Source organism: Sphingomonas lycopersici (assembly GCF_026130605.1).
Lineage (GTDB): Bacteria > Pseudomonadota > Alphaproteobacteria > Sphingomonadales > Sphingomonadaceae > Sphingomonas > Sphingomonas lycopersici.
In genome coordinates this window covers 386,459-398,212 of the sequence record NZ_JANFAU010000001.1, presented here as the reverse complement: position 1 = coordinate 398,212, position 11,754 = coordinate 386,459, and the positions used below count along the sequence as shown (strand labels likewise).

Below are 11,754 nucleotides of genomic sequence, written 5' to 3'. Positions count from 1 at the left end.
CATCTGCCTCTCTTCACAGCGCCGGAAGCTGCTGCCGGGCGATACCCCAGTCGCTCAGGTCGCGGCTGCCGGCGCGGTCGATCAGCCGCGCCGCATCGACGATCGTAAACGGCCGCGCGTCGCTCAGCACGTCGAGCTCGGCCCAGGTAATCGGCGCGGCGACCGTCGCGGCATCGCGCGCGCGCGCCGAATAAGGCAGCACCGCGGTCGCGCCGCGCTCGTTGCGCAGCCAATCGAGGAAGATGCGGTTGCGCCGCTCGATCTTGCGCATATTGGCGGTGAAGCGCTTGGGATGCGCCTCGGCGACCGCACGGGCGAACCGGCTCGCGAAATCCTTCACCGCCGGCCAGTCGGCGGTCGCGTCGAGCGGGACGACGACATGCACCCCCTTGCCGCCGCTCGCCATCGCAAAGCTCGCCAGCCCCATTTCGCCAAGCAGGTCGCGCAATTGCACCGCGGCGCGGCGCACCTCGGCGAAATCGAGCCCTTCCTCGGGATCGAGATCGAAGATCATCCGATCGGGGTGTTCGACATCGCTGGCGCGCGCGCCCCAGCCGTGGAATTCGATCGTGTTCATCTGGACGCAGGTGAGCAGCCCGACCTCGTCGTTGACGACCAGATAATCCTCGACCCCGCCCTTCTTCTCGCGGATCGCGACATGATCGACCTTGTCGCCGAACGCGCCTGAATCGTGCTTCTGGAAAAAGCATTGCTTGCCGCGCCCTTGCGGGCAGCGCACCAGGCTGACCGGGCGGTCCGCGAGCCATTGCAGCATCGGCTCGGCGAGCTGCGCATAATAAGCCGCGAGCTCGCCCTTGGTGGTGCCACTCTTGGGATAGATCACGCGATCGGGGTGGGTGATCGTGATGCCGAACGGCGCGGCGTCGGGGACCGTATCGGTGGGGGCGCTGGCGGGGGTTTCGGGCACGATCTCCTGCGCTTCCTTGTCTTCACGCAGTCCGATGAAGCTTGCGTGGCGGATGACGTGATCGGCGGTGAATTCGGCGAACGCCACTTCGGCGACGAGCTTCGGCTCGACCCAGCGCACCCCGCGCGATGCGGCGCGCGGCACCTCGGTCGGGGCGGTCTTGCGCGCAAGCGGCTTGAGCTTGGCGAGCAGCAAGTCGCGCGTATCGGCGTCGAAGCCGGTGCCGACCCGGCCTGCATAACGCAGCGTGTCGCCCTCGTAGAGCCCGAGCGCAAGGCTGCGCAGGTCGCGCCCCGGCCGGTCGCTCTCGAGATGGCCGATGATGACGAATTCCTGCCGCCGGGTGCATTTGGTCTTGAGCCAATCGTGCGTGCGGGTGCCGCGATAGCGCGCGTCGGCGCGTTTCGAGACGACGCCTTCATATCCCTCGCGACATAATTGCGCGAACAGCTTCTCCCCGCCCGCGGCGAGATGCTCGGCATAATGGATCGGCGCTTCGGCGCCCGCGAGCAGCGCGGCGAGCCGTTCCTTGCGCGCGGCATTGCCGAGCGGCGTCAGATCCTCGCCCGCTTCTTCGAGCAGGTCGAAGGCGAAATAATGCAGCGCGCCGCCGTCCTTGAGCGCGGCCTGCAGCGCGGAGAAGCTCGGCCGCCCGTCTTGATCGAACGCCACCACCTCGCCGTCGATCAGCGCCGATGCGAGGCCGAGATCGGCGAAGGCCGTCACGATCGGCGCGAAGCGATCCGACCAGTCGAGCCCGTGGCGGGTAAAGGCGCGCGCCTCTTTCCCGGCGACTGCGATCAGTGCGCGATAGCCGTCATATTTGACCTCGTGGAGCCACCCCGCCCCGGTCGGGACATGATCGACCAGGGTGGCGAGCTGGACATCGCGAAACGCGGGGAGCGCGGCTTTTTTGCGCAACTTGCCGCTTGTCTTGCGCGGCGCCGCGCCGTCGGCGATCTGCAGCATCGTTCGCCCGCTCGATACGCTGGTCAGCGCGCGGTCGACCAGCTCGCCCGACGCGCCGGCATATTGATCCTCGACCTTGCGCAGCAGCCAGTTTTCGCCCTTCTCGCCGGGCCGCGGCTTCATCCGCACCAGCAGCCACTCGCCCTTCATCCGCGCGCCGTGGAGGGTGAAGTGGAGATGGCCTTGCTCGATCGTCTTCGACGGATCCTTGCCGCCGACCGGCTCCCATGTCCCTTCGTCCCACAGCATCACGGTGCCGCCGCCATATTGGCCCTTGGGGATCGTCCCTTCGAACCGCGCATAGGACATCGGGTGATCCTCGGTGCGCACCGCGAGGCGCTTGTCCTCGGGATCGAGGCTCGGCCCGCGCGTTACCGCCCAGCTTTTGAGCACGCCGTCCATTTCGAGCCGGAAATCCCAGTGCAGCCGGGTCGCGTCATGCTTCTGGACGACGAACAGATTACCGCTTTCGGCGGCGCGCGTCCCCTTGGGTTCGCGTGTCTTCGAGAAATCGCGTTTGCGGTTATAGGTTTCGAGCGGATCGGCCTTGGCCATGTCATGCTCGCTTGCGGCGCGGTGCGGCCGGCTTCTTCGTCTTGGCGGCCGAGGTTGCGGATTTGGCGGCGGGCGCGGCGGGGCGGTCGAGCGACTTCTTGAGCGCCGCCATCAGATCGATCACGTTCGATCCACGCGCCGGGGCGCGTTCCTCCTCCAGGTCGAGGCTGACCTTGCCGGTCTTCGACTTGAGCTTGCGGTCGATCAGCTCGCGCAGCGCGTCGACATAGCGATCGTGGAATTCGGACGCATCGAACTTGCCCGATTTCTTCTCGATCAACGTGGTGGCGAGATCGAGCAGATCCTCGTCGGGCTTGGCATCGGGAATGTCGCGGAAATAGCCCGCGGCCTTGTTGACCTCGTCGGCATAGCGCAGCGTTTCCAGCACCATCCCGCGCCCGCACGGCTTCAGCGCGACGACATATTCGCGCCCGCGCAGCGCGAGCTGGCCAAGCCCGACCTTCTTCGCGCGGCGCAGCGCCTCGCGCAGCACGATGAACGCCTCGTCGGCCAGATCGTCGGCGGGGACGACATAATAAGGCCGGTCGTAATAGATCGCGTCGACATCGGCGAGATCGACGAACTGGGTCAGCTCGAGCGTGCGCTTGCTCTCCAGCTTGACCCCGGCGATTTCCTCCTCGTCGAGCAGGACATAATCGCCCTTGGCGATCTCGAACCCCTTCATGATCTCGTCGGGGTCGACCGGGCCGATGCCGTCGACCACTTTCTCATAATGGATGCGCTTGCCCGAGGGCTCGTGGATCTGGCGGAACGAGATCGCCGCGCCGCTCTTGGTGGCGGAATAGATTTCCACCGGGATCGAAACGAGCGCCAGACGGATCTGGCCCTGCCAATAAGCGCGCGCGGGCATCGGCTTGCCTCCGCTTGGTGAAGGATCGATGATCAATCCCGCGCGGGGCCGAACGGTTCCCTCAGCGATCGATCTCGCCGAACACGATATCGAGCGAGCCGAGGATCGCGGTGATGTCGGCCAGCATATGCCCGCGTGACATGAAATCCACCGCCTGCAGATGGCTGAACCCGGTGGGGCGGATCTTGCAGCGATACGGCTGGTTCGAGCCGTCGGCGATCAGATAAACGCCGAACTCGCCCTTCGGGCTCTCGGTCGCGACATAGACCTCGCCGGCGGGGACGTGAAATCCCTCGGTATAGAGTTTGAAATGATGGATCAGCGCCTCCATCGAGCTTTTCATCGTGAGGCGCCGCGGCGGGACGACCTTGCGGTCGTCGCTCGCGATCGGGCCGCCGGGCAGCGCGTCGAGGCATTGCCGCACGATCCGCGCCGATTGGCGGATTTCCTCGGCGCGCACCATCATCCGGTCATAGCAATCGCCCCGGCTCCCCACCGGCTCGTCGAATTCCATCGCGGCATAGACGTCATAGGGCTGCGCCTTGCGCAAATCCCACGGCACGCCGGAGGCACGCAGCATCGGTCCCGAAAAGCCCCAGGCGATCGCATCGTCGCGCCCGACCACGCCGATATCGACATTGCGTTCCTTGAAGATGCGATTGTCCGCGACCAGCGCCAACGCATCCTCGAACAAGCGCGGCAGCCGCGTGTCGAGCCAGACGCCGATATCGTCGAGCAATTTCGGCGGCGCGTCATAACGCACCCCGCCGGGGCGGAACCAATTGGCGTGCATCCGGGCACCCGACACGCGCTCCTGGAAATTGACGCAATCCTCGCGCAGGTCGAACATCCACAGATTGGGGGTCATCGCGCCGACGTCGAAGATATGGCTGCCCACCGCGAGCAGGTGATTGGAAATTCGCGCCAGTTCGGCGAAAAGCACGCGCAGATATTGCCCGCGCGGCGGCACCGCCAAGTCGAGCAGTTTCTCGATCGCGAGGACGAAGCTGTGCTCCTGGTTGAGCGGGGAGACGTAATCGAGCCGGTCGAGATAGGGCAGCGCCTGAAGATAGGTCTTGTACTCGATCAGTTTCTCGGTGCCGCGGTGGAGCAGCCCGATATGCGGATCGATCCGCTCGATCACCTCGCCGTCGAGCTCCATCACCAGCCGCAGCACGCCGTGCGCCGAAGGGTGCTGCGGCCCGAAATTGAGCGTGTAATTGTGGATCGCGATATCGCCCGGCGTCTCGGCGGCGTGAATCGCATCGATCGTGATGTCGTCGGCCATCGCATCCTCGCTCCGCGGCCCGATCGACAACCAACCCGTGGCGCGCGGGTTGGTTCGGTGGCGAGATGCGTCCGGTCGGGCGGAGGGCTCGGCTCGTCACATCGCCGCGCGGGGCGTTGAAACCGCCGTCGGCGGTCATTCGTAGCGTTGCTGCAGGCCAATGCGTCACGGGGAGACAGGTGACCCATGACTATCGATCGCAATCGCGAAGGCGAGCACGCCTATCTGCAGCGGCGCGAGGCGGACGAGCGCGCGGCCGCGGCGCATGCCGACGGCGACGAGGCGCATGCCGCGCACCGCGATCTGGCGCGGCGCTACGCCGCGCGCGCGCATGAGACCGAGGGCGAACCGGCGAGGAGTATCGAGATGCAGGTGCGCGATTGCATGACCCGCGAGGTGCGGCTGATCGATCCCGACGAAACGATCGAGGAAGCCGCGGTGCTGATGGCGACGATCGATGCCGGGGTTCTGCCGGTGGCGCTCGACGACCGGCTGGTCGGGATGGTCACCGATCGCGACATCGCGATCCGCGGCGTGGGCATGAGCCTTCAGCCCAATGCCAAGGTCCGCGCGGTGATGAGCAGCGAAGTGCTCTATTGCTTCGAGGATGACGATATCGGCGACGTGCTCGCCAATATGGCCGATATGCAGATCCGCCGTCTGCCGGTGGTCGATCGTGACAAAAGGCTGGTCGGCATCCTTTCGCTCAGTGACGTTGCCGGCAACGGCGATATGGCGCGCGCCGGCAAGGTATTGTGCGAGATCGCGCGGCCGAGCGCGCTTCATTCGCAGGCCGTATAGCATGCGGGCGGCGCTTTTGCCGGTCGCGCTGCTCGCGCTCGTCGGTTGCCACCAGCGCGTCGCGGAAAATACCGACGACACCAGCAACGCCACCGCGGCGGTGCTCGCCAGCATCGGCAACAGCGCGGTCAATGCGGCGGATTCGATGAAGGACGCGCTGGCGCGGACCCCCAACGGGCAGGATTTCGCCGATACCGCCGCGCGCAGCGACGCCTTCGAAATCGCCGCGGCGAAGCTGGCCGGGGCCAATGCCGCGTCGGCCAGGCTCAAGGCGTTCGCGCGCGAGATGATCGCGGCGCACACCCGCTCGGCCGCGACGATCAAGGCGGCCGCGGCGCGCGCGACCCCAGCGATTAGCCCCGATCCGAAGCTGACCAACGAGCAGATGGAAAAGCTCGCCGAGCTCGGGCGGCGCAGGGGCGCGGACTTCGATCGCGATTATCTGACGGGGCAAATCGATGCGCATGAGCGCGCGCTGTCGCTGATGAAGGATTATGCGCGGCACGGCGATGTCGCGCCGCTCAAGGCCGCGGCGGCGGCGATCGCGCCGGTGGTCCGCCGACATCTCCAGCACGCCAAGGCGCTCGACGCGGCGCGCCGCGCGGCGATCCGTTAGGTCGGATCGACGCTCGGCTATTTGCCATAACGTGGGCGACGGTGGAGCCCCTTTGTGTCCCCGCGAAGGCGGGAGCACAAGGAGGGGGGATGCCAGCGCCAGCGATGTCCTAACCTAAATTAAAACCGCCAGAATCCCGCAACCCCTGCGGATCTGGCGCCAGCGACAAAGCGTTGGTGGGGGCTGACAGGAGAGCCCCTATGGTGATGACCATCGATACGCTTTCGCTCGGCGACGCGCGCCGGCTGGTGATGGCCGCGGAGGCCAAGGCAGCGCAGATTCAGGTGCCGTCGGCCATCGCGGTGGTCGACGCCGGCGGCAATCTGCTCGTTTTTGCGCGGATGGACGGGGCGTGGATCGGCGCGATCGATATCGCGATCCACAAGGCATTCGCCGCGCGCGCCTTCGACATGCCGACGCAGGATCTCGCGCGGCTCGCCGCGCCGGGCAAGCCGCTGTTCGGGGTGCAGAACACCCATGACGGCCGCATCGTCATCCTCGGCGGCGGCGCGCCGGTGAAGCTCGGCGACGCGGTGGTCGGGGCGATCGGATCGAGTGGCGGCACGGCCGATCAGGATCAGGCGGTGGTCGATGCCGCGCTCGCGGCGTTCGAGGAGGAGCGGTCGCGCCACGCCGATTACGTGCCGGCCTGAGCGCGGGCCGCGCCGTGCCACCGGGCCTGTCCTATTGCGGCGCCCCGCCGCTTCCCGGCGCGCTGATCGGGCGGTTCAACCTCGATCCGGTCCTGATCGCTGCGCTGTTCGCGCTGGCCGCGTTCCATATCGTCGCTAACCGCCGCGCCGCGCGCCCGGTCGCGCCGGCCGCTGCTGGCTGGGCCATCGCCGCCGCCGCTTTGGTCTCGCCACTGTGCGCGCTCTCGGTGGCGCTGTTCTCGGCGCGGGTCGCACAGCATATGATCCTGCTGCTCGCCGCCGCGCCGCTGATCGCCGGCGCCTTGCCCGATCGGCCGGCGTTGCGGCGCCCGGCGAGCTTGTGGGGCGCGAGCGTCACATTCTTCCTCACCTTGTGGTTCTGGCACATGCCCGCGCCTTATGCGGCGACCTTTGCCTCGCCGGTGACTTATTGGCTGATGCATCTCTCGCTGTTCGGCACCGGAATCTGGTTATGGGCCGCGTTGCTGCGCCAGCACGGCCCGTCGGCGCTGGCCGCCGGGGTCGTGGCGTCGATGCAGATGGGGCTACTCGGCGCGGTGATCGCGCTCGCATCATGGCCGATGTACCGCCCGCATTATCTCACCACCACGGCCTGGGGGCTGACCCCGCTCGCCGACCAGCAGCTCGGCGGGGTGGTGATGTGGGTGCCGGGGTGCCTGTTGTTCCTGTGGGTGGCGCTGCGCTCGCTCGCCGCGACGTGGCGCGCGATGGACCGCGCCGCGGCATGAGCGCGCCGCCGCTCGGCTATCTCACCAGCGCGGGCGAGCGCGCGGCGGCGATCGTCCCGCTCACCTGGTTCGTGCTCGCGGTGTCGGTGATCGTCGGCATGGTGGTCGCGGTGTTGCTGCTCGCGGCGATCGTGCACCCGCGTGGCCGCGCGCTTCCGACGGCGATCGTCGCGGGCGACGATCACGGACTGGCGTGGATCAAATGGGGACTCGTGCTGAGCGCGCTGCCGCTTATCGTCACCTTGGTGTGGACGATGGCCGCGCTCGGCCGCGTCGCCGGGCCACCGCGATCGCCGGCGCTGGTGCTCGACGTGACCCCGCGGCAATATTGGTGGGAAGTGCGCTATGACGCGCGCGATCCTGCCGACCGTTTCGTCACCGCCAACGAAATCCATATCGCCACCGGCGCGCGGGTGCTGGTGCGGCTCCACGGCGGCGACGTGATCCACAGTTTCTGGGTACCGCAGCTCTCGGGTAAGACCGACGCGATCCCCGGCCAGACCAACCTCACCTGGCTCGCGGCCGACGTGCCCGGCCGCTACCGCGGGCAATGCGCCGAATTCTGCGGGCTCGAACATGCCAAGATGGCGTTCGAGGTGGTCGCCGAGCCACCCGCGGCGTTCGAACGATGGCGCCGCGCGCAGCTGCAGACCGCGCCGCCCCCGTCGAGCGACGCTGCGCAGCGCGGCGCGCGCGTTTTCCAATCCCACTGCGCCTCGTGCCACGCGGTGCGCGGCGCCAGGGCGGCGGGGTCGACCGCCCCCGATCTCACGCATCTGATGAGCCGCCGGCTGATCGCCGCTGGCACGCTGCCCAATACGCGCGGCAGCCTCGCCGGCTGGGTGCGGGCGCCGCAGACGAGCAAGCCCGGCGCGTTGATGCCCGATCAGCAGCTCACCGGGCAGCAGCTCGGCGATATGCTCGCCTATCTGGTCACACTCAAATGACCCCCGCGGCGCTGCGTGTCCCCGCGATCGACGACGACACCCCCGAATTGCGCGCGCGGCTTCACGCGATCTGGGCGACCACGCCGGGGTGGAAGGGCTGGTTCACCACCGTCGACCACAAGGAGATTGGCATCCGCTACATCGTTACCGCCTTCGTCCTACTCGCGCTGGGCGGGGTCGAGGCGCTGGCGATCCGGCTCCAGCTCGCCGGCCCCGACCTCAGGCTGATGACCCCCGAGCAGTTCAACATCTTCTTCTCGATGCACGGGATGACGATGATCTTCCTTTATTCGTCCCCCGTCCTGTCGGGCTTCTCCAACTATCTCTGGCCGCTGCTGCTCGGCGCGCGCGACATGGCTTTTCCGCGGCTCAACGCGTTCAGTTACTGGGTCTATCTCGCCGCCGCTCTGTTCCTCTACACCGGCTTTCTCACCGGCAACGGCCCCAATGACGGCTGGTTCAACTACGTCCCTTATGCAGAACGCCAGTATAATCCCGGGCTCAACCAGGATTTCTATGCTTTGGGGATGGTGCTGCTCGGCATCTCCACTGCGGTCGGCGCCGCCAATTTCGTCGTCACCGCGTTCAAGATGCGCGCGCCCGGCATGTCGATCGACCGGTTGCCGATCCTGATCTGGGGGACGCTGACCGCAAGCGTCGCCAATCTGGTCGTGGTGCCCGCGGTGAGCCTCGCTTTCTTCCTGTTGTGGCTCGATCGGCAATTCGGCACCAGCTTCTTCCGGCCGGCGGGGGGCGGGCAGCCGTTGCTGTGGCAGCATCTGTTCTGGCTGTTCGGTCACCCCTGGGTCTATGCGATCGTCCTTCCGGCGATGGGGATGGTATCGGACGGGCTGCCGGTATTCTGCCGCCGCCCGCTGGTCGGCTATTCGCTGGTCGCGCTTTCCACCGTCGCGACGATGATCCTCGGCTTCGGGGTGTGGGTGCATCATATGTTCGCGACCGGGCTGCCGGGGCTGTCGCTGAGCTTCTTTTCGGGCGCGTCGATCGTCATCACGGTGCCCAGCGCGGTCGCGGTCTTCGCCTGGCTGGCGACGATCTGGACCGGGCGGCCGGTGAGATCGACCGCCTTCCTGTTCTTCGCCGCGATGATCCTGCTGTTCGTGATCGGTGGGGTTTCGGGGTTCATGACCGCGAGCGTCCCGGTCGACTGGCAGCTCACCGACACGTATTTCGTCGTCGCGCATCTCCATTATGTGCTGATCGGGATCAACGTCTTCCCCGTCGTCGGCGCGACCTATTTCTGGTTTCCCAAATTGACCGGCCGGATGATGGACGAGCGGCTCGGGCGCTGGAACTTCTGGACGATGTTCCTCGGCTTCAACCTCGGTTTCCTGCCGATGCATCTGATCGGGCTGTTCGGGATGCCGCGCCGAGTGTGGACCTATCCCGCGGAGATGGGCTGGTCGGCGCTCAACATGATCACGACGATCGGCAGCTTCGCCTTCGCAATCGGGGTGCTTTTGTTCTTCGTCAATGTCGCCAAAAGCTGGCGCGCGGGGGCGCTCGCGCCGGCCGATCCGTGGGGTGGGTCGACGCTCGAATGGGCGCTGCCGTCGCCGCCGGCGCCGTATAATTTCGCGGTGATCCCGACGATCGCGTCGCGTCATCCCTTGTGGGAGGAGGCGCTCGACGAAAACACCCCGCGGAGCACGATCACGCGCGGCATGATGCTCGATACCGGGAAGGAGACGGTCACCACCACCCCGCTCGACGCGATCCCCGATCGGATCGTCGAGATGCCGTGCGACAGCTGGGCGCCGCTGCTGCTCGCGGTGGCGCTGGGGATATTGTTCGTCGCGCTGCTGCTCAAGCTGTGGCTCGCGATCGCGCTGGGGGCGCTGCTCGTGCTCGGCGCGCTGATCCTGTGGCTATGGCCGCAACGCCGATTGCTCGAACGCGAGCCGGCGCATGGCTGACGCGATGCCCGCCGCGCCCGGTCCGCTGCCGGTCGGTCCGGTCGGGCGCCGCGGGCTGGGGCAATGGGGGGTCGGAGCGCTGATCGCGAGCGAAGCGGCGCTGTTCGCCTATCTGCTGTTTGCCTATTTCTATGCCGCAGCGAGCGCTCGCCCCGGTTGGCTGCTCGAACCGGCGCCGAAGCTGTGGCCCGCGCTTCCCAACACCTTGCTGTTGTTGAGTTCCAGCCTCGTGGCGTGGATCGGCGAGAAGGGCGTCGAGCGCGGCCGTCGCGCGGAGGCGCTGACCGGGCTGATCGGCGCGTTCGTGATGGGCGCGGGATTTGCGGCGGTGCAGGTCTATGAATGGTCGATCAAACCCTATCGCCTCGGCACGTCGAGCTATGCCGCGCTCTATTTCACCACCACCGGATTCCATATGGCGCATGTCGTCGCGGGGCTGGTGATCCTTGCGATGCTCGCCTTGTGGGTCGCACTCGATTTCTTCTCGCCGCGGCGACGGATCGTCGTGTCGGCGGGGGTGCTCTACTGGCATTTCGTCGATGCGGTGTGGCTGTTGGTCTTCGCGACTTATTACCTCACCCCCTATCTCGGCTTCGCGCGATGAGCGGGCTGCGCGCGTCGCTATTGCTCTGTACGGGGCCGATCGCCTGGCTGGTGCAATTGTGCGTCGGCGCGATGATGACGAGCTGGCCGTGCTTTCCCGAGACCGAACGGCGCCTCGCGCCGCTCCCCGGCTATCGCTGGACCTACGCCGCGGCGATCGCGCTGCTGGTGACGTGTGCGCTCGCCGCCGCGCTCGCCGGCGTCATGTCGTGGCGCCGATTTGCCGCGGCGCGTGGCGATGCGACGGAGGAACGCACCCGCTTCATGGGATTGTGGGGAACGTGCCTCGGCGCCGGCTTCGCGCTGGCGACATTGATCACGCTGGTCGCCTTTCTGCTGGTGCCACAATGCCTCGGCTGATCCTGCTGGCGCTGACGCTGCTTGTAGCCTGCGACCGCCACGCGGACCGCCATGCCGCGCCCAGGGCGCTGATCGCCGCGCAATGCGCCGCTTGCCACACCGTTCCCGGCGTCGCGATCGCACGCGGGCAGGTCGGGCCGCCGCTCGCCGGGATCGCGCGGCGCACGACGCTGGCCGGGCGATTGCCCAACACCCCGGCCAATATGCGGCATTTCCTGCTTCACCCGCAGGCGGTCCAACCGGGCGGCGCGATGCCCGATATGGGGCTCACCCCGGCGCAGGCCGATGCGATCGCCGATTATCTCGCGACGCTGGACGAGCCTTGATCGGACGGAGATTGCGGCGTCGCGGCGCTCTTATTGTCGCCGATCGACTCCATTCCCGCCTGATTGCCCGGCCCCGCGATTTCCGCGGCGCGATCCGCCCGGTTGCAGGCCGATAGTAATGCGGCAATGCCGACAAGGCCGAGCAGATACC

Annotated in this window: 12 protein-coding genes; 9 read left to right on the top strand and 3 right to left on the bottom strand. The window is 67.2% G+C overall.

Going from position 1 to position 11,754, the window contains the following annotated elements:
- Window positions 1-13 precede the first annotated feature (13 nt).
- The 3 genes from ligD to NED98_RS01655 form a co-directional block, all read right to left on the bottom strand.
- A complete protein-coding gene (ligD, locus tag NED98_RS01665; RefSeq protein WP_265311640.1) occupies window positions 14-2,452 on the bottom strand; it encodes a DNA ligase D in 2,439 nt (812 codons plus the stop codon).
- Window position 2,453: 1 nt separating this feature from the next.
- Window positions 2,454-3,323: a non-homologous end joining protein Ku gene (gene ku, locus NED98_RS01660; RefSeq protein ID WP_265311639.1), complete on the bottom strand. Its 870-nt coding sequence runs from the start codon at window positions 3,321-3,323 to the stop codon at window positions 2,454-2,456.
- Window positions 3,324-3,384: 61 nt separating this feature from the next.
- Window positions 3,385-4,611, bottom strand: coding sequence for an NADH-quinone oxidoreductase subunit D (locus NED98_RS01655; protein WP_265311638.1), 1,227 nt, complete (start codon window positions 4,609-4,611; stop codon window positions 3,385-3,387).
- A gap of 186 nt (window positions 4,612-4,797) precedes the next feature.
- On the opposite strand from NED98_RS01655, the gene NED98_RS01650 reads away from it, so the two are divergent.
- From NED98_RS01650 to NED98_RS01610, 9 genes are all read left to right on the top strand, one after another.
- On the top strand, window positions 4,798-5,412 hold the full coding sequence (locus NED98_RS01650) for a CBS domain-containing protein (protein ID WP_265267265.1): 615 nt from the start codon (window positions 4,798-4,800) through the stop codon (window positions 5,410-5,412).
- A gap of 1 nt (window position 5,413) precedes the next feature.
- The gene (locus NED98_RS01645; RefSeq protein ID WP_265311637.1) at window positions 5,414-6,028 is read left to right on the top strand and encodes a DUF4142 domain-containing protein; all 615 of its coding nucleotides are present in this window, start codon (window positions 5,414-5,416) and stop codon (window positions 6,026-6,028) included.
- Between the two features lie 200 nt (window positions 6,029-6,228).
- On the top strand, window positions 6,229-6,681 hold the full coding sequence (locus tag NED98_RS01640) for a GlcG/HbpS family heme-binding protein (protein ID WP_265311636.1): 453 nt from the start codon (window positions 6,229-6,231) through the stop codon (window positions 6,679-6,681).
- A gap of 14 nt (window positions 6,682-6,695) precedes the next feature.
- Window positions 6,696-7,430 carry a cytochrome c oxidase assembly protein gene (locus NED98_RS01635; protein ID WP_265311635.1) on the top strand — a complete coding sequence of 245 codons (735 nt, stop codon included), beginning with the start codon at window positions 6,696-6,698 and terminating at the stop codon, window positions 7,428-7,430.
- Complete coding sequence (coxB, locus tag NED98_RS01630) at window positions 7,427-8,377, top strand: cytochrome c oxidase subunit II (RefSeq protein WP_265311634.1); 951 nt, start codon at window positions 7,427-7,429, stop codon at window positions 8,375-8,377. The genes NED98_RS01635 and coxB overlap by 4 nt, the downstream gene beginning before the upstream one ends.
- On the top strand, window positions 8,374-10,314 hold the full coding sequence (gene ctaD / locus NED98_RS01625; protein ID WP_265311633.1) for a cytochrome c oxidase subunit I: 1,941 nt from the start codon (window positions 8,374-8,376) through the stop codon (window positions 10,312-10,314). The genes coxB and ctaD overlap by 4 nt, the downstream gene beginning before the upstream one ends.
- Window positions 10,307-10,918 (top strand): cytochrome c oxidase subunit 3, encoded by a 612-nt coding sequence (locus tag NED98_RS01620; RefSeq protein WP_265311632.1) that lies wholly within the window; start codon window positions 10,307-10,309, stop codon window positions 10,916-10,918. Before ctaD ends, NED98_RS01620 begins: the two co-directional genes overlap by 8 nt.
- On the top strand, window positions 10,915-11,277 hold the full coding sequence (locus NED98_RS01615) for a hypothetical protein (RefSeq protein WP_265311631.1): 363 nt from the start codon (window positions 10,915-10,917) through the stop codon (window positions 11,275-11,277). Before NED98_RS01620 ends, NED98_RS01615 begins: the two co-directional genes overlap by 4 nt.
- The gene (locus tag NED98_RS01610; RefSeq protein WP_265311630.1) at window positions 11,265-11,603 is read left to right on the top strand and encodes a c-type cytochrome; all 339 of its coding nucleotides are present in this window, start codon (window positions 11,265-11,267) and stop codon (window positions 11,601-11,603) included. The genes NED98_RS01615 and NED98_RS01610 overlap by 13 nt, the downstream gene beginning before the upstream one ends.
- Window positions 11,604-11,754: the final 151 nt, after the last annotated feature.